The organism is Pseudomonas sp. TWI923, from assembly GCF_039673365.1.
GTDB classification, from domain to species: domain Bacteria; phylum Pseudomonadota; class Gammaproteobacteria; order Pseudomonadales; family Pseudomonadaceae; genus Aquipseudomonas; species Aquipseudomonas sichuanensis.
In genome coordinates this window covers 44,321-67,099 of the sequence record NZ_JBDJLM010000024.1, presented here as the reverse complement: position 1 = coordinate 67,099, position 22,779 = coordinate 44,321, and the positions used below count along the sequence as shown (strand labels likewise).

General features: G+C 64.2%; 17 protein-coding genes. 8 read left to right on the top strand and 9 right to left on the bottom strand.

Annotation, left to right across the window (positions count from 1 at the left end):
- Positions 1–215: 215 nt before the first annotated feature.
- A complete protein-coding gene (locus ABE459_RS12190) occupies positions 216–1,085 on the bottom strand; it encodes a LysR substrate-binding domain-containing protein (protein ID WP_110995178.1) in 870 nt (289 codons plus the stop codon).
- A 264-nt stretch (positions 1,086–1,349) separates the two neighbouring features.
- Between ABE459_RS12190 and ABE459_RS12185 the strand changes: the two genes are divergently transcribed.
- From ABE459_RS12185 to ABE459_RS12155, 7 genes are all read left to right on the top strand, one after another.
- The gene (locus ABE459_RS12185) at positions 1,350–2,666 is read left to right on the top strand and encodes an MFS transporter (RefSeq protein ID WP_323831163.1); all 1,317 of its coding nucleotides are present in this window, start codon (positions 1,350–1,352) and stop codon (positions 2,664–2,666) included.
- 14 nt (positions 2,667–2,680) lie between these two features.
- Positions 2,681–4,072, top strand: coding sequence for an FAD-dependent oxidoreductase (locus ABE459_RS12180; protein WP_323831162.1), 1,392 nt, complete (start codon positions 2,681–2,683; stop codon positions 4,070–4,072).
- A 155-nt stretch (positions 4,073–4,227) separates the two neighbouring features.
- Entirely contained in the window at positions 4,228–4,938 is a 711-nt protein-coding gene (locus ABE459_RS12175; protein ID WP_023631852.1) for a YebC/PmpR family DNA-binding transcriptional regulator, read from the top strand.
- 137 nt (positions 4,939–5,075) lie between these two features.
- Positions 5,076–6,020, top strand: a complete 945-nt coding sequence (locus ABE459_RS12170; RefSeq protein WP_125463666.1) for a LysR family transcriptional regulator — start codon at positions 5,076–5,078, stop codon at positions 6,018–6,020.
- Between the two features lie 189 nt (positions 6,021–6,209).
- Positions 6,210–7,622 (top strand): DOPA decarboxylase, encoded by a 1,413-nt coding sequence (locus ABE459_RS12165; RefSeq protein ID WP_323831161.1) that lies wholly within the window; start codon positions 6,210–6,212, stop codon positions 7,620–7,622.
- A 235-nt stretch (positions 7,623–7,857) separates the two neighbouring features.
- Positions 7,858–9,267 (top strand): PAAR domain-containing protein, encoded by a 1,410-nt coding sequence (locus ABE459_RS12160; RefSeq protein WP_323831160.1) that lies wholly within the window; start codon positions 7,858–7,860, stop codon positions 9,265–9,267.
- A complete protein-coding gene (locus ABE459_RS12155) occupies positions 9,260–9,640 on the top strand; it encodes a hypothetical protein (RefSeq protein WP_258706274.1) in 381 nt (126 codons plus the stop codon). Before ABE459_RS12160 ends, ABE459_RS12155 begins: the two co-directional genes overlap by 8 nt.
- Before the next feature lie 46 nt (positions 9,641–9,686).
- Here ABE459_RS12155 and ABE459_RS12150 read toward each other — a convergent pair whose 3' ends face one another.
- The gene (locus ABE459_RS12150) at positions 9,687–10,295 is read right to left on the bottom strand and encodes an ATPase (protein ID WP_323831159.1); all 609 of its coding nucleotides are present in this window, start codon (positions 10,293–10,295) and stop codon (positions 9,687–9,689) included.
- A 101-nt stretch (positions 10,296–10,396) separates the two neighbouring features.
- Positions 10,397–11,305 carry a LysR family transcriptional regulator gene (locus ABE459_RS12145; RefSeq protein ID WP_322359135.1) on the bottom strand — a complete coding sequence of 303 codons (909 nt, stop codon included), beginning with the start codon at positions 11,303–11,305 and terminating at the stop codon, positions 10,397–10,399.
- Positions 11,306–11,680: 375 nt separating this feature from the next.
- Here ABE459_RS12145 and katG point away from each other — a divergent pair, with 375 nt between their 5' ends.
- A complete protein-coding gene (gene katG / locus ABE459_RS12140; RefSeq protein ID WP_323831158.1) occupies positions 11,681–13,909 on the top strand; it encodes a catalase/peroxidase HPI in 2,229 nt (742 codons plus the stop codon).
- 170 nt (positions 13,910–14,079) lie between these two features.
- Here katG and ABE459_RS12135 read toward each other — a convergent pair whose 3' ends face one another.
- The 6 genes from ABE459_RS12135 to ABE459_RS12110 all read right to left on the bottom strand — a co-directional run bounded on the left by ABE459_RS12135 (position 14,080) and on the right by ABE459_RS12110 (position 22,660).
- Positions 14,080–15,744: a hypothetical protein gene (locus ABE459_RS12135; RefSeq protein WP_323831157.1), complete on the bottom strand. Its 1,665-nt coding sequence runs from the start codon at positions 15,742–15,744 to the stop codon at positions 14,080–14,082.
- A gap of 128 nt (positions 15,745–15,872) precedes the next feature.
- Positions 15,873–20,309 (bottom strand): putative Ig domain-containing protein, encoded by a 4,437-nt coding sequence (locus ABE459_RS12130; RefSeq protein WP_323831156.1) that lies wholly within the window; start codon positions 20,307–20,309, stop codon positions 15,873–15,875.
- A 104-nt stretch (positions 20,310–20,413) separates the two neighbouring features.
- Positions 20,414–20,962 carry a GNAT family N-acetyltransferase gene (locus ABE459_RS12125; RefSeq protein ID WP_323831155.1) on the bottom strand — a complete coding sequence of 183 codons (549 nt, stop codon included), beginning with the start codon at positions 20,960–20,962 and terminating at the stop codon, positions 20,414–20,416.
- Positions 20,962–21,492 carry a tail fiber protein gene (locus ABE459_RS12120; protein ID WP_323831154.1) on the bottom strand — a complete coding sequence of 177 codons (531 nt, stop codon included), beginning with the start codon at positions 21,490–21,492 and terminating at the stop codon, positions 20,962–20,964. The genes ABE459_RS12125 and ABE459_RS12120 overlap by 1 nt, the downstream gene beginning before the upstream one ends.
- Before the next feature lie 34 nt (positions 21,493–21,526).
- Positions 21,527–22,093 carry a tail fiber protein gene (locus ABE459_RS12115; protein WP_323831153.1) on the bottom strand — a complete coding sequence of 189 codons (567 nt, stop codon included), beginning with the start codon at positions 22,091–22,093 and terminating at the stop codon, positions 21,527–21,529.
- A gap of 36 nt (positions 22,094–22,129) precedes the next feature.
- Entirely contained in the window at positions 22,130–22,660 is a 531-nt protein-coding gene (locus ABE459_RS12110; protein WP_323831152.1) for a tail fiber protein, read from the bottom strand.
- Positions 22,661–22,779: the final 119 nt, after the last annotated feature.

Below are 22,779 nucleotides of genomic sequence, written 5' to 3'. Positions count from 1 at the left end.
AATTTGCGATTTTGTACGGAGATCGGTTCATCAGGCCGACCTGGTGAAAATCAGGGCCTGCCTAGCGGCAGGCCATTACCGGCCCGAACACAAAAAAACTGACAGTCCCGACTAAAAGTCGACATCGCCGCCGAATGCGCATACATCTATCAAAACATACACTCTGAAGGCCGAAGCCGAAGCCGAAGCCGAAGCCGAAGCCGAAGCCAAAAACCTCACCCCCCCTCCCGCACCATCTCCAAAAACGTCGCCACCACCCGCCGAGTCCGCTGCTCGCTCAAACACACCAGCGTCTCCGTCAAATGCCGCTGACAATCGACAATCGGCAACGCACACACCCGCGCATCAGCCCCAAACTCCGCCGCCGAAACCACCCCAACCCCAATCCCCACCACCACCGCCTCCCGCGCCGCCTCACGCCCCTCCACCTGGATTGCCGAACGAATCCGCAACCCCGCCCGCTGCATTTCCTCCTCCAGCGTCTGCCGCGTCACCGACCCAGGCTCACGCAGCACCAACGGCGTGTCATCCAAGTCCGCCAGGCTGATCGACCCCCGGCTGGCCCATGGATGCTGGTGCGACACGAACGCCACCATCGGGTCACGCCGCATCGGCACGCAAAACAGACGCTCATCGTCGACATCGCGCCCCAACAGGGCCAGGTCAGCCTGGTAGCTGAACAGCCGGGCCAGCGACTCATCGGTATTGCCCGTCTCGATCTTCACCTGGATCCCCGGGTAGCGCTGGCAGAACCGGGCGATCTGCGGCAGCACATGCACCGGCGCATCCACCGCCAGCGTCAGGCTGCCGGTGTGCAGGGCGCGCGAGTCCTGCAGCAACTCAACGGCCTCGGCCTCGCAGGCGAACAGCCGCTGGGTCACCCCCAGCAGGCGCTCGCCCAGGTCGGTCAACTGCACCGAACGCTTGTTGCGCTGGAACAGCAGCACACCGTAACGCTCCTCCAGCTTGCGCACCTGGTCGGACACCGCCGGCTGGGTCAGGAACAGCTTCTGCGCCGCGCGGGTGAAGCTGCCTTGTTCGGCGACCGCATGAAAGGCTTTGAGTTGAGCGTGGGAAACCGACATCGAGCACTCCGCTTACAAGCTGGGCTTATGAGTGAAATACGATAAATCGATTTTATTTATCAGTCAGCAGCTGTTTCCATGTGTTTCAACCCGACGCCATCGCCACAAGCGGTGCCGCCGGGCCATGGCCTCGCCCCGGTCACGCCAGACCGCTGCCGCCATCTGACCAAGTGACGTCCCTCCGTCACGCAGTGCGCACCACAACAACAAGACAGGCGTTTCTTCACATTCTGCCGGCACACTCACGCAAGAGGTCAGAGTCAAATGAATCAATCCCTGGGCGCCATCAAGCGTTGGCGCATGCAGATCTTCGCGATCACCTGGCTGGCTTACGCCGCCTTCTACTTCACCCGCAAAGCCTTCTCGGTGGCCAAGCTCGGCATCGGCGAAGACCCGACTTTCATGCTCGACAAGGCCGCCATGGCCAACCTCGACGCCATCTACCTGGCTGCCTACGCCGTGGGTCAGTTCACCTGGGGCATGCTCGCCGACCGTTTCGGCCCGCGCGTGGTGGTGCTCGGCGGGCTGCTGATCTCGGCAGCCGCGGCGGTGGTGATGGGCAGCTACGCGACCTTCCCGATCTTCGCCACCTGCATGCTGATCCAGGGCCTGGCCCAGTCCACCGGCTGGGCCGGGCTGTGCAAGAACATCGGCAGCTTCTTCCCGGCCTCCCAGCGCGGGCGGGTGCTGGGGTTGTGGAGCTCGTGCTACGCCTTCGGCGGCCTGGTGGCTTCGCCGTTCGCCGGCTGGTGGGCCTACACCCTGGTCGGTACCTGGCACGCGGCATTCTTCTCCAGCGCCGTGGTGGTGGCTCTGGTGGCCGTGCTGTTCTTCATCTTCCAGCGCAACAAGCCCGAAGACGTCGGCCTGCCGGCGGTTGAGCCAGAGCCGCAAAGCATGGCGCCGGGGGGCAACCTGTGCAGCGTCTGGGCGCCGCTGCGGGAGATCCTGCGCAACCGCACGGTGCTCACCCTGGGCCTGGCCTACTTCATGTTGAAGCCGGCGCGCTACGCCATCCTGCTGTGGGGCCCGGTGATCGTCTTCGAACAGATGCCCTCGGTGGGCAAGATCGGCGCGGCGATCATCCCCACCGCCTTCGAGCTGGCCGGGTTGCTTGGCCCGATCATCATCGGCCTGGCCTCGGACAAGTTGTTCGGTGCCCGGCGCATGCCGGCCTGCGTGATCAGCCTGCTGCTGCTGACCATGGCCCTGGCCGGCTTCATGGCGGCCATGCACAGCGGCAGCGTGGTGCTGGTGGTGGCCTTGCTGTTCGTCATGGGCCTGACCCTGTATGGCCCCGACTCGATGATCAGCGGCGCGGCGGCCATCGACTTCGGTACGGCCAAGGCCGGCGCCACCGCCGCAGGCTTCGTCAACGGCTGCGGTTCGGTGGGCGCGGTGCTCGGCGGCCTGCTGCCGGGGTATTTCGACAGCGTCACGGTGTTCATCGTCTTCGCCGGCACCGCGCTGTTCTCCGCCCTGGTGCTGATCCCGCACTGGAACAGCCGCCCGGCCAGCACCACTGCGGCCAATGACGTGGCCCCCAACACCAGCATGGCGATCAAGCCACTGCGTACTTGAAGGAAAGCAAAGCGATGAGACCGTTCTGGCTGCAACAGGCGCTGGACCAGGAAGACGAGGCCCCATGCCCCCCCTTGCAGGGCGACGCACGCTGCGATGTGTGCATCGTCGGCGGCGGCTACACCGGGCTGTGGACCGCGTTGATGATCAAGGAACAGGCGCCGCAGCTGGATGTGCTGCTGATCGAGGCGGATATCTGCGGTGCCGGGGCCAGCGGGCGCAATGGTGGTTGTGCGCTGTCCTGGTCAGCCAAGTACTTCACCCTGGAGCGTCTGTTCGGGGGGCAGGAGGCGGTGCGCCTGGTCAGCGAGTCGGAACGCAGCATCGCGGCCATCGGCGCGTTCTGCGCCGACAACGGCATCCGCTGCGATTTCCGCATGGACGGCACCCTGTACACCGCCACCAACCCGGCCCAGGTCGGTGGCACCGACGCGGTGATCGCGGCGCTGGAACGGCGCGGTATCAACTCGTTCCAGCGCCTTGAGCTTGCGCAGTTGCAGCGCCTGGCGGGCTCCGAGCGCCACCTGGAGGGCTGGTACTCACCGGCCGCCGCCACCGTGCAGCCCGGGCGGTTGGTGCGCGGCTTGCGCCGGGTCGCCCTGCAGCGCGGCGTGCGCATCCACGAGGGCACGGCGATGACCGGGCTGGAGCACGGGGCCCCGGCGCAGGTGCGTACTCGCACCGGCACCATCCGTGCTGACCGTGTGGTACTGGGCCTCAACGCCTGGATGGCCCGGGCCTTCCCGCAGTTCGAGCGCAGCGTGGCGATCATTTCCAGCGACATGGTGATCACCGAGCCGTGCCCGGATCTGTTGCGTCAGATCGGCCTGGACAGCGGCGTCTGCGTGCTCGACTCGCGAATCTTCGTGCACTACTACCACAACACTTCCGATGGTCGGCTGATGCTTGGCAAGGGCGGCAATACCTTCGCCTATGGCGGGCGCATGTTGCCGGTGTTCGACCAGCCATCGCCGTACCAGCCGCTGTTGCGCGAGAGCCTGGCCGATTTCTTCCCGGCCCTGGCCGAGGTGCCGCTGGCGGCGAGCTGGAACGGGCCTTCCGACCGCTCTGTCACCGGCCTGCCGTTCTTTGGCCGGCTCGATGGGCAGGGCAACGTGTTCTATGGCTTCGGCTATTCGGGCAGCGGGGTAGGGCCGTGCCACATGGGCGGGCAGATACTGTCGTCCCTGGCCCTGGGCCTGGACAACCCCTGGACCCGCTCGCCGTTGATCAAGGGGCCGCTGGGGCAGTTCCCGCCGGAGCCGATTCGCTACCTGGGCTCGCTGATGGTGCGCAATGCCATCCGGCGCAAAGAGCACGCCGAGGACCGCGGCGCCAGGCCGCGGCGGCTGGATGTACGGCTGGCCAAATTCGCGGCGGCGGCGGGCAAGGCCGACAAAGGCTAATGCAGATTAGGGCCTTTCGCAGGTACTGTGGGAGCGGGTTTACCCGCGAAGAAGCAGATGCGATTTCTTGTCGATCCACAGCGTTTGGGCGTATAAACTCTCCCCACTTTTGGCCGGTCGCTTCCTGAACCGGCCCTTGAAACAAGAGAGTTGAAATGGGCGCACAGTGGAAAGCCAAGCATAGAGAGACCGCGGCCAACGCCAAGGGCAAGATCATGGGCAAGCTGGCCAAGGAGATCCAGATCGCCGCCAAATCCGGCGCCGACCCGGACATGAACCCGCGCCTGCGCCTGGCCATCGTCCAGGCCAAGAAAGCCTCGATGACCCGTGAGACCCTGGAGCGCGCGATCAAGAAAGGCGCCGGCCTGGACGGCGAGGCCGTGCAGTACCATGCGGTCAGCTACGAAGGCTTCGCCCCGCACCAGGTGCCGTTGATCGTCGAGTGCCTGACCGACAACGTCAACCGTACCGTGGCCCAGATCCGCGTGCTGTTCCGCAAGGGCCAACTCGGTGCCAGCGGCTCGGTGGCCTGGGACTTCAACCACGTCGGCCTGATCGAGGCCACCCCGGAAGGCGACGCCGACCCGGAAATGGCGGCCATCGAAGCCGGCGCCCAGGACTTCGAGGACGGTGAGGAAGAGGGTTCGACCCTGTTCATCACCGACACCACCGACCTCGACGCCGTGCAAAAGGCCCTGCCTGAGCACGGTTTCACCGTCACTTCGGCGAAGATCGGCTACACCCCGAAGAACCCGGTAAGCGCCGCCAGCCTGAGCGCCGAAGCGCTGGCCGAGGTCGAAGCGTTCCTCGAAGCGATCGACGAGAACGAAGACGTGCAGAACGTCTATGTCGGCCTGACTGACTGATCTGTAAAACTGGGGCCGCTTTGCGGCCCATTCGCGACACAAGGCCGCTCCTACAGGAGTCCACGATTTCCTGTAGGAGCGGCCTTGTGTCGCGATACGAGGGCAACGCCCTCGCCGCGACCCGGAGCCGAACCCCGATGCACCCCACCTTCGCCTCCCTCAGCCTCGCCCACCTGCGCACCCTCGACTGCCTCTTGCAGCTGAAAAACCTCAGCCATGCCGCCGAGCGCCTGGGCTGCAGCCAGCCCGCACTGAGCCGCCAGTTGGCGCACCTGCGCGAAGCCTTCGACGACCCGCTGCTGGTGCGCCAGGGCCGTGGCTACGTGCTCAGCGAGCACGCCGAGGCGCTGGTGGAGCCGCTGCGTCAGGTGCTCGAAGAACTCAATGCCCTGCGCCAACCGGCGGCCTTCGACCCGGCCCGCTGCGAGCGACGCTTCTGCCTGGCGGCCTCGGACTACGTGGCCGAACACATGCTGCCGCAGTTGGTGGCGGCGCTCGAGCAGGAGGCGCCGGGGGTGTCGCTGGAATACCGCACCTGGCAGGCCGGGCAGTACGCCTTGCTCGCCAGTGGCGAGATCGACCTGGCCACCACGCTGTTCGACGAATCGCCGCCCAACCTTCACGGCCGCCTGCTCGGCGAGGACCGCGCGGTGTGCCTGATGCGCCATGATCACCCGCTCACCGCGCAGGCCGTACTGAGCCAGGACGACTACCTGGCCTGCAAGCACGTGCGGGTGTCCGGCGGCGGCGACAAGGACAGCTTCATCGACCGCCACCTGCGGGCCCAGGGCTTGCAGCGGCGGATCAGCCTGGAGGTGCCGTTCTTCAGTGCCATGGTGCCGGTGATCGGCAACGGCCAGGCGCTGGCCACGGTGCCCGAGCATATCGCCCGCCAGCTGGCCCGCCTGCATGGCCTGGCCTGGCGGCCCTTGGGCTTCGTCGAGCATACCCAGCGCTACTGGGTGGTGTGGCACCAGCGCCTGCAGGCCTCGGCCGAGCACCGCTGGCTGCGTAACCGGGTGTTCGAGCTCTGGCGCCAGTCGCAGTTCGGCGTGCAGGGCGGGCATGCGCCTTTGCCATAGGAGCTATGCGCGAAGCGGGGTTATTCGTGAGGCCATGGCGGCCTAGACTGGTCGGCATTGTGTTGTCTGCGCCGGCCTTATCGCTGGCAAGCCAGCTCCCACAAGGCTCGAGCCAATACCTGTGGGAGCTGGCTTGCCAGCGATGAGGCCGGAACAGGCAGCCAAAGCCAGCAGCCAAGGAGCCCGCCTGTGACCCCCGAACAATTCCGCCAACACGGCCACCAACTGATCGACCTGATCGCCGACTACCGCCAGACCGTGGCCGAACGCCCGGTGATGGCCCAGGTCGAGCCCGGCTACCTCAAAGCCGCCTTGCCGGCTACCGCACCGCAGCAGGCCGAGCCCTTCGCCGCCATCCTCAAGGACGTCGACCAACTGCTGATGCCCGGCCTGTCCCATTGGCAGCACCCGGACTTCTACGGCTACTTCCCCTCCAACGGCACCCTGTCGTCGGTGCTGGGTGACTTCCTCAGTACCGGCCTGGGCGTGCTCGGCCTGTCCTGGCAGTCCAGCCCAGCCCTGAGCGAGCTGGAAGAGACCACCCTGGACTGGTTGCGCCAGCTGCTGGGACTGTCCAGCCAGTGGAGCGGGGTGATCCAGGACACCGCCTCCACCAGCACCCTGGTGGCGTTGATCTGCGCCCGCGAGCGCGCCACCGACCATGCCCAGGTGCGCGGCGGCCTGCAGGCCCAGGCCAAACCGCTGATCGTCTACGTCAGCGCCCACGCCCACAGTTCGGTGGACAAGGCCGCGCTGCTGGCCGGTTTCGGCCGCGACAACATTCGCCTGATCGCCACCGACGAGCAGTTCGCCATGCGCCCGGAGGCGCTGCGCGAGGCCATCGAAAAGGACATTGCTGCCGGCAACCAGCCCTGTGCCGTGGTCGCCACCACCGGCACCACCACCACCACCGCGCTCGACCCACTGCGCCCGATCGGCGAGATCGCCCAGGCCCAAGGCCTGTGGCTGCATGTCGACTCGGCCATGGCCGGCTCGGCGATGATCCTCCCCGAATGCCGCTGGATGTGGGACGGCATCGAGCTGGCCGACTCGGTGGTGGTCAACGCGCACAAGTGGCTGGGCGTGGCCTTCGACTGCTCCATCTACTATGTCCGTGACCCGCAGCACCTGATCCGGGTGATGAGCACCAACCCCAGCTACCTGCAGTCGGCGGTCGATGGCGAGGTGAAGAACCTGCGCGACTGGGGCATCCCGTTGGGCCGCCGGTTCCGCGCGCTGAAGCTGTGGTTCATGCTGCGCAGCGAAGGCGTCGAGGCCCTGCAGCAACGCCTGCGCCGCGACCTGGACAATGCCCGCTGGCTAGCGGAACAGGTCGAAGCCTCGGCTGAATGGGAACTGCTGGCGCCGGTGCAATTGCAGACCCTGTGCATCCGCCACTGCCCGGCGGGGCTGGCGGGCGACGCACTGGATGCGCATACCCGTGGCTGGGCCGACCGGTTGAACGCATCGGGCGATGCCTATGTCACCCCGGCCACCCTGAACGGCCGCTGGATGGTGCGGGTGTCGGTGGGCGCGCTGCCGACCGAGCGCGAGCATGTGCAGCGGTTGTGGTCAGGTTTGCAGGCTGTTGTGATGCGCTGACAAGAGCAAGATTCGATAGGCCAGGGGCCTAGACCTCAGATCAATACCGAGTCGTCAGCGGTTTGAATGAGCAGGCCCCTAAGCTGCTGGTATGCACTACTTGAGATCGCATCTAGTGATATTTGCCATCCAAATCTCTAAGTTTCGTAGGACCTTTCTCAAGCTAATCGGCGGCCGAGAATAGACCACTTCATGTTGCTAGCGTGCGGGCTTTCATTCCCAAGGACGCAGCACCATGAGTCAGCGCATGAACATCCTCGGCAAAGGCCAGGGTCTGGACGGAGACCTCACCAGCACCGGCGCCACTTGCCTTGCCACCCAAGCCCGGGGCACCACCTATGGTCGCCGTTGGCTGCTCGAAGGCGACAAAACTACCCCTTGCCCACGGTGCGGCAAGGAAGGCAAGATCATCGACGGCGAATCACGCTGGTGTCAGGATGGCATCCCCGCCGCAGTCGACGGCACCCCAGTGGAATGCGGGTGTACGCCAGGCAGTAACCATGTCCTCGCCCCCTTGGACCAAAGGGTTGCTGCACATACAGTTCCGTCACCACGAACCGTTGCAGCTAGCCCGCACATGGCGTCCGCACATCAGCCTCGACACCCCATGAGTAACGTGGCGGCCCATGCTGTCTCAACGGTTCCTGATGGACTGGAGCCCGGCTTTCATATCGTGCAGCACGGCACTTCGTTCCCTCAACTGCTCATGAAGCTGTTCGACAAGCATGGGTCAGTGCCCGTGGCCCGTCTGCAGCGGTTGAATCCGACCTTCAATCAAGGTTTCAAAGCGGGCGAGATATTCGTGATCGGCGACCCGAGTAACGGGCATGCCTGTACCCGCGAAGAGGCCCATTTGATGGCAGCGGCCGAGCGGGCACGGGAGGCATTGGCCGATTTGGGCCATGACCAAGCGAACTTCATGATGCGTAATCACGCTGAGATCGCAAGCTTGCTCAGTGATGTGAGCCTATCGATGGGCGTTGCTCAAGCGATGATGACCAAGTCGCTCGAAGAATTGCAAGCCACCTTGCGTTACATAGAAAAACTGCATCAACAGCAGTTTCTCGAGCACGGCCATTTGAAGAGTCCGGCGTTTTTCAATCAGCGCAAAAAACTCTTCCAGCAACTGGATGCGCAGTTGAAGATGAGCTTCCTCAACAAACATATGGATTTGGGCAGCCATGAAAGCCTGCGGCGAGGCTTGGGCATATCCAGCAAAAGTCTGATCCATCACTGGAGCAAAGCGGGTGCGCCAGGGGCTATTCCAGGGTACGCCACACACCTGGATAAACTGGCGAGACTGTCTCGTTACCTGAAAAATGGAGGGCGTGCGGGTATTGTGATTGGCGGAGCATCATCTTTTCTGAAAATCAAGGAGGCCTGTCGTGCCAATGAGACAGAGGCCTGCAAAAAGATTCGCTTTACCGAGGCGGGGAGTTTTGCGGTCGGCCTCAGCGGAGGGGTGTTGGGCGGTGCGCTCGGGAAGAGTGGTGCTCTGGTTGTCTGCCTGGGTTTAGGGCCAGTCAGTGCCACCGCGTGCAGTCTCGTGATGGTCGGCGCCGGCTCGCTGGCAGGTAGCATGGGTGGAATGAGAGGAGGGGAGATGCTTGGTGAGGTTATCTACGAGTACATAGAGAATGAGTGAGTTTTGGCGTAGCGGTTGGGGTATGGCGCTTATGATCACACCGCTTCTGATTGGGCTCTCGGGCGTGGCCCTGCATGCCCAGTTGGCATGTTCGCGTGATTTCCAGACACTCCTTAGATCGCTGGAGAAAAGCCCCGGAGTTCCATGGCTAGTAAACTTATGGGGGCGCAACGGATTTTATTCTCGTATGTCGTTAGTGTGTGGCATAGCTGGCATGATTTTCTGCCCTGATCACTGCATCAGAAAAGGAGCGCTGGATATCACCGACTATGAAAAGTTTCCGCGGCGGCTCAAGAAGCGTCTGAATATAGCTTCAACCCTGCTTATCGTTGGATTCTCGTGGTTCATGTTGGTGGTCGTGCTTATGGAGTGAGCGAAAGCAATCATGACAATTTGACGTGGGTTATTGGCTGACCTGATCACACCGCCCCGCGCAACAACACCTTGAGCGATGCATCGAACTGCTTCAGCGCATCGGCCTGCACCGCCCGCTCTTCATCCAGTTGGCGCACCAGGTCCACACCCTCGGCCTGCTTGCGGGCCACCCCTTCGGCCCGGCCGATATAGGTCAGTTGGCCATCGAAGAACCGTGCCACCACGCTGGCCTGGATATCTTCACTACCAGCGCTGGCCAGTTTGCTCCGGGCATCGAGCAGCACGATCACGTCCGGGCGGTCGGCCAGCAGGGTATCGAGGTCTTCATAGAAGGTCACTTCGGCAAATTCCTGGGCCAGGGACTGCGCCAGCCAGCCATAAGCCTGGCTACCGCTCAGGGTCGCCACCGGCGTGCCCTTGGCTGTGCCCGACACGGCCTGGTCGCGGTGGCGTTGCAGGTAGTCGAGCGTTGCTGCGGCGTTGCGCCCGAGCAGGACGGCCACGTGCTGGCCGTGGCCCAGGGTGACGCTGGACAGCTCGGTGGCTGAATAAAAATGCCCATAGGGTTGCGCGCCGGGCTGGTTGGCTGGGCTGGCACAACCGGTGAGGGTGGCGAGCAGGGCTAGCAGGGCAGCGATCATGCCGGTTTTCATGGGGGAGGCCTTGTCGATGTGCGAATTGGGCCATTCTCCCGGCGGCCTGCCATCAACGGAACTTGATGGCAGGCATGGTGGCTATCGACGAAGTTGATGGTTCAGCTTGGGCGGCCCATGAACTGCAGGATCCGCTCACGCAGCCAGCGCTCGGCCGGGTCGTTGTCGTGGGCGCTGCTCCAGGCCATCGACAGTTCGGCCTCGCTGATCTCGAACGGCGCCGGGTCGGCGCGCAGCCTGCCGTCGTCGGCCAGGGCGCAGGCCGCGTAGTCAGGCACCGTGGCGATCATCTCGGTGTTGCGCAGCAGCGCGCGCAGGCTGCCGAACTGCGGTACCGCCAGCACCACCTTGCGGCAGCGGCCGATGCGCGCCAGGTCCAGGTCGATGTTGCCACTCATGTCGCCGGAGAACGACACCATCACATGGGGGCGCGCGCAATATTCGTCCAAGGTCAGGGGGCCGGGGCGATCGTCGGCACGCAGCACCCGCACGCCGATATCGCGCAGTTTGCGGCGCTTGGCGTTGGCCGGCAGGTCGGTGGTGTAGCTGACCCCCACCGAAATCTCGCCCGAGGCCAGCAGGCCCGGCATCAGCAGGAAATTGGCCCGGCGTACCACCACGCTGATCTGCGGCGCCTCCTCGCGCAGCGCTTCGAGCAAGGCCGGGAACAGGCCGAACTCGGCGTCGTCCGACAGCCCCAGGCGGAACACGTTGCAGCTGTTGGCCGGGTCGAACGCCTTGGCCCGGCTGATCGCCGCCGAGATCACGTCCATCGCCGGGCCCAGTTCATTGAAGATCTGCATGGCCCGTGGCGTGGGCTCCATGGCTCGGCCATTGCGAATCAGCAATTGGTCGTCGAACAGGTCGCGCAGGCGGGCGAGGGCGGCGCTGACGGTGGGCTGGGTGATGAACAGCTTTTCGCCGACGCGGGTGAGGTTGCGTTCGATCATCAATGCCTCGAACACCACCAACAGGTTCATGTCGACGCGGCGCAGGTCGTTGCGATTCATTCGGAGGGCCTTGGGCGCGGGGAAATGGCAGATTCAAGCACAGTTCGTGCCGCTTGGCATGCGCCGATTTGCCCCGCCACCGGCCCTGACAGAGCCACGCTATCAGCCCTCAATAGCGCTTCTATTAGACCTCTGCCCAAGCTCGGCTAGTCTTTCCCGTGGCCCCGCGAAAAGCCGTCGCGGCGGGTGCCCGCGTGGCCGTCGGCAACCCCCTTGCCAGCGCCTTCACGCCACCCAGCGAGCCCATGTCGGCGAAGACCGACCACACCTGATGAGGGGTAGGCACGAGCCCTTGGCTCGGCTGATCGAACACCTGGCATTGCGTCTGGAAACGCGCCCGGAATCTGAAACGACCCGACCCAAAGGTAGAAGCAGATGTCGAACGAATCGAAATGCCCGTTCCATCAAACCGCTGGTGGTGGCACCAGCAACCGAGACTGGTGGCCTGACCAGCTCAACCTCAGGATCCTCCATCAACACTCGTCCAAGTCCAGCCCCGACCCGGACTTCGACTACGCCAAGGCGTTCAAGAGCCTCGACTTCCAGGCCCTGAAAAGGGACCTGACCGCCTTGATGACCGACTCCCAGGACTGGTGGCCCGCCGACTTCGGCCACTATGGCCCGCTGTTCATCCGCATGGCCTGGCACAGCGCCGGCACCTACCGCATCGGCGATGGCCGTGGTGGCGCCGGCTCCGGCCAGCAACGCTTCGCCCCGCTCAACAGCTGGCCGGACAACGTCAGCCTGGACAAGGCCCGGCGCCTGCTGTGGCCGATCAAGCAGAAGTACGGCAACAAGATCTCCTGGGCCGACCTGATCGTGCTCACCGGCAATGTCGCCCTGGAATCCATGGGCTTTAAAACCTTCGGTTTCTCCGGCGGGCGCGCCGATGTGTGGGAGCCGGATGAAGACGTGTACTGGGGTTCGGAAAAGGTCTGGCTGGGGGGCGATACCCGCTATGGCAAGGAACAGGTCAAGGCCCAGCCGCCAGGGCAGGGCGACCTGGTGGCCGAGCCGGCCAAGCATGGCGAGGAGCAGAATCGCGACCTGTCGGCCGAGCGCAACCTGGAAAATCCGCTGGCGGCTGTGCAGATGGGCCTGATCTACGTCAACCCGGAAGGCCCGGAAGGCAACCCCGACCCGGTCGCTTCCGGCAAGGATATCCGCGAGACCTTCGGCCGCATGGCCATGAACGATGAAGAAACCGTGGCGCTGATCGCCGGCGGCCACGCCTTCGGCAAGACCCATGGCGCCGGCCCCGCCGACAATGTCGGGCCTGAACCGGAAGCCGCCGGGCTGGAACTGCAAGGCCTGGGCTGGAGCAACAAGTTCGGCACCGGCAAGGGTGGCGACACCATTACCAGTGGCCTGGAAGTGACCTGGACCTCCACCCCGACCCAGTGGAGCAACGAATACCTGAACAACCTGTTCAACTTCGACTGGGAACTGACCAAGAGCCCGGCCGGCGCCCACCAATGGCGACCGAAGGATGGCAAGGGCGCCAACACGGTGCCGGATGCCCACGACCCCGCCAAACGGCGCGCGCCCTCGATGCTCACCTCCGACCTTGCGCTGCGCTTCGACCCGATCTACGAACCCATCGCCCGGCGCTTCAAGGACAACCCCGACCAGCTCGCCGACGCCTTCGCCCGCGCCTGGTACAAGCTGATCCACCGCGACATGGGCCCCCTGGCGCGTTACCTCGGCCCGGAGATGCCCAACGAAGAGCTGCTGTGGCAAGACCCGCTGCCCAAGGCCGGCCCACAGCCCAGCGAAGCCGATATCGCCGCGCTCAAGGCCAAGGTGCTGGCTTCCGGGCTGAGCGTCGGCGAACTGGTGTCCGCCGCCTGGGCCTCGGCTTCGACCTTCCGTGGTTCGGACAAGCGCGGTGGCGCCAACGGTGCGCGCCTGCGCCTGGCACCGCAGAAGGACTGGAAAGCCAACCAGGGCGTGGACAAGGTGCTTGCGGCGCTGGAGAAAATCCGCAGCGAGGGCGGCAACAAGATCTCCCTGGCCGACCTGATCGTGCTGGCCGGCAATGCGGCCGTGGAGAAAGCCTCCGGCATCAGCGTGCCGTTCCGCCCGGGGCGTGTGGATGCCTCGCAGGAGCAGACCGACGTCGAGTCGTTCGCCGTACTCGAACCGCTTGCCGATGGCTTCCGTAACTTCAGCAAGGACCGCTACAGCGTCAAGGCCGAGAAACTGCTGCTGGACAAGGCCCAGTTGCTGACCCTCACCGCGCCCGAACTGACCGTGCTGATTGGCGGCCTGCGCGTGCTCGGCGCCAACCATGGCGGCAGCAAGGACGGGGTGTTCACCGACAAGCCCGGGGTGCTGAGCAACGACTTCTTCCGCAACCTGCTGGACATGGGCGTGGAGTGGAAGCCGACCTCGGCGGACAACGAGCGTTTCGAAGGCCGTGATCGCAAGACCGGCGCCGTGAAATGGACTGCCAGCCGGGTTGACCTGGTGTTCGGCTCACATGCCCAGCTGCGCGCCTTGAGCGAGGTGTATGGCAGCAGCGATGGCCAGGACAAGTTCGTCAAGGACTTCGTCGCGGCCTGGTCCAAGGTAATGGAGCTGGACCGTTTCGATCTAAAGTAAAGGCAAGCAATAACGCGGCGGCCTCAGGCCGTCGCGTTGCGCTTGTGCAGGAATTGTGAGCGGAATTGACACCGTAGGCTGGGCACGAAATTTGAAAGTGGCGAAAGCGCCGCGTCCTGCAGACGGTCTGCTCTCACCTCAAGCGCATTGCTCGAAAGCCCGCATGCCTGTCAGCCAGGCGGGTTCACATCAAGGTAGATAGGCGCACTCGGTCCGAACTCGGTTGGCGGTAACTGGAGGACCAAACGATTATTCTGCTCTTCGTACGTCATGCCTTCGACAAAGCAGTAGTTGCGCATGCGTGAGTGATGCTTGAGCTGCCTGCCGATGTTCTGTTTGGTCCAGCAAATCAACCACCTGTGAAACTCACCCCACGTTGCACCGTACTCGTCTCCTTCTTCGGGTGGGTAGAAGCCGAGTGTGGCGAGGCAGAGTCCGAGCAAACGGTAGCTGTCCAGGTCTTTGCAAGAGGTTATCGAGCTGCGTAACCACTGGTGGACGTTGTCCTGTATGTACTTACCGGTCTCGTTGGGGTACACGCTTTGCTCTGCGATGTAATTCCTGAACTCACTGGCATGCAGCAGGTTTTCCCACAGTAGTTCGCGTTGGATTTTTGTCGCTACGCGATAGGGCTTTTGTACTGATGCCGCCGCTTTGAACAGACGCTTTATGAGCCCGGTCACATCATCAATAACATGAAGAACCTGAAGGTCGCCGGCCCTTTTTTTCCGCTCAACAAGCGTGGCCATGTTCTTTATCAGTTCGTTGATCGTTTCCAATCGTTTATAGAGGTCGTCGCGGAAGCTCAGATGTTCCAACTGGAGATCTCTGGACAGATCGGCATATGCCATTTCCAGGTTGCGGTAGGCATGACGCAAGGTATTTGGGCGATCGGACTTAGCGCCGGACAAGTGACTCTCGAACGCCTCAATGAGGCAATGGCAATAGGCGCGCCACTGTTCCACCTCCCAAGGGGCGCTTTTTGACGGGGAGACGTCAAGCAGCGTGTCGACGGCCCTGACAATATGTGAATCTCCAAACATCGCTGTGGTGATCGTTCGCCTCAGGGCCAGGAGACCATGGCGATGAAAATCCTGCTCGGTATACGCAAAGGAATTCCGGTGGTTGATGGCACTGGCGAGTATGTTCTGTGCAAAGATCCCGATGAAAATTCGGTATTTTCGTTGTTGGCTCATTGCCTCGAATATGGCGGGAATCAACTGGGGCGCGAACTCGATAACGGCATTGCAAAATCTAGGGCTGGCGATAGCGAATAGCAGGGTGTTCGCACACCGTTCGGTATTGCCAAATGTCTGTGCGTCGGGATTCTCGGAGGCGTGTCGAACTATGTTGGGTGCTGACCTGACGAGTTCGTCTGCGACGATGGCTAGCTCAGAGGTGGAGCCGCGAAGCAGGAGCTCTTCAACATGATGTGTCAGCCTTGCAGCATTACGTGGGTTGAAAGCGGGTGGTGCAACCAAGGCAAGTGCCAGCCAGTTGAAGAGCAAGAGAAGGAATAGTAGCCCTAGCATAAACTGCCAGCCTTCATGGCTCAGTACATCGCCAACCGGCACCCATCCACCAGAGGCACGCCAGTAGTCTGTCAGCAGCGTCATGAAACCAAGCGCAAACATGGCACCTATTGAAAGTCGGGTTACGTCCAAGGCCGCTGTTTCGATCCTGAACTTGTAGCGAATGTCCGCTACGGTCCACGCAAGCATCGTCAATGCCAGGCCACTGATCAGTTCGGGGAAGCCAAATAGCCTTGGAGCGTTCTTGTCGAGTTGGAAACACTCGAAAACTATTCCCAGGATGGAGCAGGTGGTGCCAGACATCGGTGTTCCCTTAAGTGCCTGTCAGGTGAGTTGGGCCCGCAGAATAAGCTCTGCAGGCCTCAGTTGTCCCGTAGTTAGCTGTGCTGGGGGCGTCGCTGCTGGCACGGCATTACTTTTTGCTCAGTCTTTCAGAACCTGCCGTCCAGGCCGATCCTGAACATCTCGCTGCGCTCATCGCTGCCCAGCGCGGTCTTGTAAGACAGCCCCACCCGCCACGCACGGCCAAGGCTGAGGTCCAGGCCCAGGTCCAGGTCCATGAAGTTGCTATCCTGCGGGTCGGGCGACAGGCGATACAGCAGCCCGTCGCTGCCCTGGTCGGTGTAGCGCATGCGGTAGTCTTCGTTGCGACTGAAGTTATGGCCCCAGGCCAAACCGACCCTTGGGGTCAGCACGCCGACGTTGGTCTGGATGTCGTAACCCGAACGCAAGCCCAGGAACGACGTCACGTAGCGCAGGTCCTGCTCTTCATAGGAGAGGCCGTAGATACCGCCGCCGCGCTCGCTGTAGGCGTCGAGCCGGGTATAGCTGCCGTTGATCCGCGCATAGGGTGCCAGTGACAGGGGCCCGTGACGGTACTCGTAGCTGGCGGTCAGCGAGGCGAACAGCTGGTCGGCGTCACGCGAGCCGTGGGCGTAGCCATTGGACGGGTCGGCGGTGACGTAGCGCCGTGCGTCGAAGCGGATGCGGTTGTAACCCAGCAACGCGTCGATATACACCTCGGACAGCGGATTGACGCTAAGGTAGGCCGCCAGGCCCAGGGCGTCGCCCTCGCTGCGGCTGTCATGCTCGCCTACATCCGTGCGGTCGTTGCCGTAGCCGATACCGAAACCGACCACTGCGCGTGGCGACAGGCGATAGTCCATGCCCGCGCTCAGGCCATAGGTGGTGAAGCTATTGTCGTCGGCGCCGCGGGCGCGGTTGGAGCCGGTGTTGACGAAACCGTCGGTCCAGAACGCCAGCGCCTCTTCGCGGCATTCGCCGGAACTGGCGCGGGCGCTGTCCTTCTCCTGGCGCCGCTGTTCGTCATCATTGCCCTGGCCATTGCCTTCGAGCTCATCACGCAAGGCCTTGCCCAGGCTGCCCAGGCTGACGTCATCACGGCCATGGCGCACGCTGGCGTTGAACGAATCACGGTCGCAGGTGGGGCGGTGCAACTGCTCCAAGCGGCGGTTGAAGTTGTCCATCTGCGTGGTGGCGAAACGCTCGGCGGCGCGCGACTGGGCGTTGAGCAGGCCGATCACTTCGGGGTCGCGGGTAGGGTCGGGACGCGCCTGTACGGAGAACGTGACGCTGCTGCTGGCTAGGCTGCCGCCGGTGTTCTGCAGGCTGAAGCTCACCACCGCAGTGCCGGCGAAGGCCGCCGCCGGGGTGAAGCTCAGGGTGAACGGGCCAGTCATGCTGGCCCTGCCCGCCGACGCCGGGGTCACGCTCAACAGGCGTGCGCGCAGGAACGGACCGCCGCTGGCGCCGCGGGTCAGGTCGACGCTGGCGCTTTGCCCGGCCGCCAGGGTTTCGCTGGAGGGTGGCACCACGATGGCCTGGGCCAGCACCTGCAGGTTGTAGCTGCGGCTGCCGCTGGCGCCGAGGGCGTCGCTGACGGTGATGGTGAAGTTGCTGGTGGCGAGCGCGGTCGGGGTACCGCTGATGACCCCGGTACCGGTATCGAGGGTCAGCCCGGCCGGCAGGCTGCCGGCGCTAACGCTGTAGCTGTACGGCGCGGTACCACCGCTGACGGCCAGGCTGGCGCTGTAGGCGCTGCCTTGGGTGGCGTCGGCGAGGCCTGGGGTGGCGGGTGTGATGGCCAGGGTCGGGGCGGTCACGGTAATGCTCACCGTGCTTGGCGATGAGGTGCTGCCAGCACCTGTGGCGGTGTAGCTGAAGCTGTCGCTGCCCGAGTAACCAGCGGTTGGGGTGTAGTTGATGGTGAGGCCACTGGCCGATGCGGTGCCGTGGCTTGGCGCGCTGCTCACGGCCACGCTGCTGGCGGCACCGCCGCTGAGGTTGAGGGTGATTGGGTTGGCCGAGCTGTTCGCTGCCACTGTGGCGCTGACCGCGCCGGTGACCGGCGCCTGGCTGGCGACGCTCAGGTTGTAGGCACGGGTGCCGGTGAAGCCGGTATTGTCAGTGGCCTGGACGGTGAAGCTGAAGCTGCCGGCCGCGTTCGCGGTGCCACTGAGGCTACCGCCGTTCGACAACGTCAGGCCGCCGGGCAGGCTGCCGCTGACCAGGCTGTAGCTGTAGGGTGCGCTGCCGCCGCTGGCGGTGATGTTCGCCGAATAGGCCGTAGCGATCGTGCCATTGGCCAGGCTGGTCGGCGTCAGCGTCACGGTCGGCGCCACGACGGTCACGTTCACCGTCGCCACGTTCGATGTCCCCCCGGCGCCGGTGGCGGTGTAGGTGAAACTGTCACTGCCTGCGTAGCCGGGGGCGGGGGTGAAGCTGATGCTGGTGCCGCTGGCTGTCGCCGTGCCGTTGCTGGCATTGCTTGCCACGGCCACCGACGCCACCGGGCCGCCGCTCAGGTTCAGGGTCACAGGGTTGGCGCTGCTGTTGGCCGAGACGGTCAAGCTGACGTTGCCGGCCACCGGCGTGGGCGCGGCGACGGTGAGGCCATAGGCGCGCGAGCCGGTGGAAGCGAGGCTGTCGGTGGCGGTGATGGTGAAGTTGCTCGGCCCCGCGCTGGTCGGCACGCCGGAGAGCAGGCCTCCCGGGCTCAGGGTCATGCCACTGGGCAATGCGCCGCTGGTGACCGTGTAGCTGTAGGGAGCGGTGCCGCCACTGGCACTCAGGGTCTGGCTGTAGGCCACGCCCTGCGCCATTGGGCCGAGGGTGCTCGGCGCAAGGTTGATGGTTGCGGCGCCGATCACCAGGCTGTAGGCGCCATCGACGATCTGGCCATGAGCGTCGGTGCTGCGCACCGTGAAGTTGAATGTGCCGGAGACGATTGGCGTGCCACTGAGCACTCCGCCACTGGACAGGGTTACTCCAGTGGGCAACGCGCCACCGATCAGGCTGTAGCTGTAGGACGCAATCCCCCCGCTGGTGCTGAGTGTCTGGCTGTAGGGGCTGCCGATGCTGCCGCCCGGCACCGAGACTGGCGACAGGCTCAAGGTCGGACTGGCGATTGTCAGGGTGTAGGCTCGCGAACCGGTGAAGCCGTTGCCGTCGGTGGCAGTGAGGGTGAATGAGTAGGTGCCGGCAGAGGTCGGCGTACCGCTCAGGGTGCCGTCGGATGCCAGGGCCATGCCGGACGGCAGGCTGCCTGAAAGCACGGCGAAGCTGTAGCTGCCGTTGCCACCGCTGGCAGTGACGGTCTGGCTGTAGGCTGTGCCATAGGCGCCGTTGGTCAAGCTCGTAGGGCTCACGGCGATGGTGGGCGCGGCCACGCTGATGGTGTAGCTGACGGTGCCCGTGGCGCCGTATTGGTCGGTGCTGCGGATGCTCAGGGGGAAGTTGCCGCTGCTGCTCGGCGTACCGCTGAACACCCCCGCGCTGGAGAAAGTTACCCCCGCAGGCAAGCTGCCCGACACTGGCGCGTAAGTGTATGGCGCAGTGCCATTGCTGCTGCTCAGGGTCTGGTTATAGGGGGTGCCGGCGGTGGCGCCCGGCAGGGTCGCCGGGCTGATGTCCACGGTGGGCGGCGACACTGTGATGGTCACGGTGGCTGGGGCCGAGGTGCCAGCGGCGTTGGTGGCCGTGTAGGTAAAGGTGTCCGGGCCCGAGTAGCCGCTTGTTGGCGTATAGCTGATGGAGGTGCCACTGGCGGCCGCCGTGCCATGGCTGGCAGCGCTGGCGACGGCCACGCTGGTGGCGGCGCCGCCGCTGATGTTGAGCGTGATCGGGTTGTTGTTGCTGTTGGCGGCCAACGTGGCGCTGACCGCGCCGCTGTTAGGTGGCGCGAGGTAGGTGTACCTGCTGGCAGGGCTCACCGGGGACGCCCCACCCGTCGCGTTCACCACCACGTCCACGGTGCCGGCAGGGTGGCTGGGCGCAGTCGCGGTGATCTGGTTGACGCTGTTGACCGTGAAGCTGCTGGCCGCTGTGCCGCCGAAGGTCACGCCGGTAACGCCGGTGAAACCGCTACCGCTCAGGGTCACGCTGGTGCCGCCCGCGGTAGAGCCGCTGCTGGGGCTGACGCCGGTCAGCGTCGGACCGCCGCCGGCCACGTCCAGGGTGTAGTGCGCCACCCCAGCTAGCAGGGAGTTGGCGTCGTACACCGAAACGTAGAAATCATAGTGCCCCGCCGCGGTCGGTGTACCGCTGATGGTCGTGGCATTGCTGCCGAAGTTCTCATGGATCTGCAGGCCCGGCGGCATGCATTGGGCCATAGGGTCGTAGTTGCTGTCGTTGACGTTGCACTCGTACCAGCCCATGTAGCCACCGTTGCCGCCGCTGGCCGTGAGCGTCACGCTGAAAAACTGACCGACCGTCCCGTTGCCCAGGCTGCCGTTGCCGGGGCTGATCGAGGGCGTTGCCTGGGCGAGGGCCAGCGCCTGGACGAGCCAGAGCAGGCAGAAGACGATGAAGGACTGGCATGGCCAGTGGCGGCGAGCTGGATGGTTCATAGGGCTTCCTGCCTGTTTCGGTAAGCGCGGGTTACGGCTCTGAGAGACGAAGGTGACGTCGGCAAGGCCGGCGAGGGTTTCACGGAGCATGCTCTGCGGCGCGCTCAACCGGTCATGGGCGCAGGCTCCCCATGTTGGCCGGCGGGCCGGCGCATCTGCAGGGACAGGCTCTGGTCAGCCAGGGCCAGGAAGCCGTGTCGGTGGTACAGCCGGCGTGCAGGGCTCAGGGCGTCCACTGTCAGTTCGACGGGGCTGGCACTGTGTTCGGCCACCGTGATCACCGCCCGCAGCAGGCTCGAGCCAATGCCAAGCCCCTGCCACTCGGGCAACAGCGCGACATCCACCAGGCGCAGGGCGCTGCCGTTGGCGCTCACGCAGAAACGGCCGATGGCCTGCCCTTGATGCTCGACGATCAGGAACGCGGCGTCGGGGTGATACTGGGCGTAATGGCGTTGTTGCAGGTCGGCCTGCTGGTGCAGGAAGGCCAGCCGCTGCTGGTCGTCCCAGCCAGGCATCGCACAGGTTTCGACCCAGCGCCGGCTGACGAACAACTGGCGCAGGAACGCCTGGTCGCCCTCGTCTTGTTGGCGCAGTTCGACGACGATCGGGCAGGCACAGGCCAACCGCAAGCGGTCGGCCAGTTGGCTGGGCATTAAGGGCGTTCCGGCCAAATACCATTCTCCACGCATATGCAGTAGGCCATCACCAGATAAGGCTGCATATTCGCCCGTGGCTTGGCACTGCCCACCTGGCCGACCACCGTGGGCGCGAGGGTCATCCCGGTGGTCAGTGCAGGGTTGAACAGTTTCGTGGTGCGCGGTGCCTGAAGGAAGAAGCTGTTGTCCGGCGCGTCCATCGGCGAGCCCTCGGTGCCGTTCTTCACGGTCACGCTATGGGTGTGCGCAGGGAAGTTGCTGCTGTTCAGAGACACGGTCTCGGTGCCGGTCTTGTCACCGACCGCGCGCGGCGTCAGGTTTTTGCCGGCGCCCGCGCCCATGACCGTGCGGCCCCTGAGGTCGGGCAGGGCGAAGGTCGTCGAACCGTCGCCGCCGAAGGTCTTGCCGAGGAGCGCAAACAGTGCCGGGTACGACCTGGTCTGCAGCAATCTGCCATCGCACGGGATCCAGTTCTGCGGAACATATTTGAAGGGGAACAGCCGGATTTCGCCAAAGAAAGCATCCATGGTTTTTCCACTCGGTGAGTCGATGGGAGGGCCTTTACCCCTGGGACGGATACAGCCCAGTGGTCGCGATGATGTAGTTGAGCGCCATTGCCGGCATCAGGTTGGAATGGGCGGTCACGCTGCTGCTGCCAGCGGAAGGGTTCAGCGTGGCCGCGTTCAGTTGCACTCGACCTAGCTGGTCGATGGAGTTGTTGTACAACCCGGTCATCGCCTTGACCTTGGTGAAGGTGCCAAAGGTGCGGGTTGCGTTGTTGCTGGCATCGGCAGGGATTGTCGTGTTGGCGAGGGCGCTGCTGACGACGAACGGATGGCTATGGGCCGGCAGTTTCGCCTGGGTCAGCGTGATCGACTCGACGCCGAAGGATTCTCCGAGCCCCACGTCGTACATGGCCAGGCCTTGCCCCTGACCGACCGGCAGGCGCCCGCGCAGATCCGGCAGGGCGAACGTGGTTTGTCCGTTACCGCCGTAGATGTCCCCGATCAGGCTGTACAGCACCTGGTTGGTGCTGATGGGAAGGACGCTGCCGTCGCAGAAGCTCCAGCCCACTGGCGCGTATGTGCCTGCGAAAATGCGGATTTCACCGATAAATGGATCAGACATGATGTAGCCCCTGGTCAGAATGGCTTGGATCGAGCGTTAGGAACGAGGTGGGTAGACGCCCTGCAAGGCGATGCAATAGCTCAATCCCAGCGACGGCTGGTGGTTCTCCAGCGGTGAGGAGGCGCCGCTCGTTCCGACGGTGGCGCTGTTGAGCGACACCGGATTGCCACTCTTGGCCTCGACGTAGGTGGTTCCTCCGGGCGAACCGTTGTTGAGCAGGCTCACGCCGAAGAAGGCGTCTTCTGCCGCGCTGTTACCGGTGTCGAGGGTGCTGACGTTGACCGTGTGGGTATGAGGCGGCAGATTGTCCGCAGTCAGGGTGACGCTTTGGCTACCCTGGCTTTGACCATTGGGGTGCGTCCCATCCGCCGTGGCACCCAGCCCGACTCGGCCACGCATGTCGGGCAGGGCGAACGTGCTACTGCCATCACCGCCGTACTGGGTGCCGAGCAACGTGAACAGCGCGCTGTACGTCGTGATCGGCAGTAACTGCCCGTTGCACGGGGCCCAGCCTTTGGGAATCACGCCAAACGGGAACAGGCGAATTTCACCCAGGAAGTTATCCATAGTTATTGTCGACTCCATCAGGGAAGTATCAGGCACGGGTAAGCGTTGCGCTCCGTGTAGGGGCGCAGTTTCAAAACGAACAGCGAATAAGCAAGGGTTACGCGGTCAGTGACCGATCA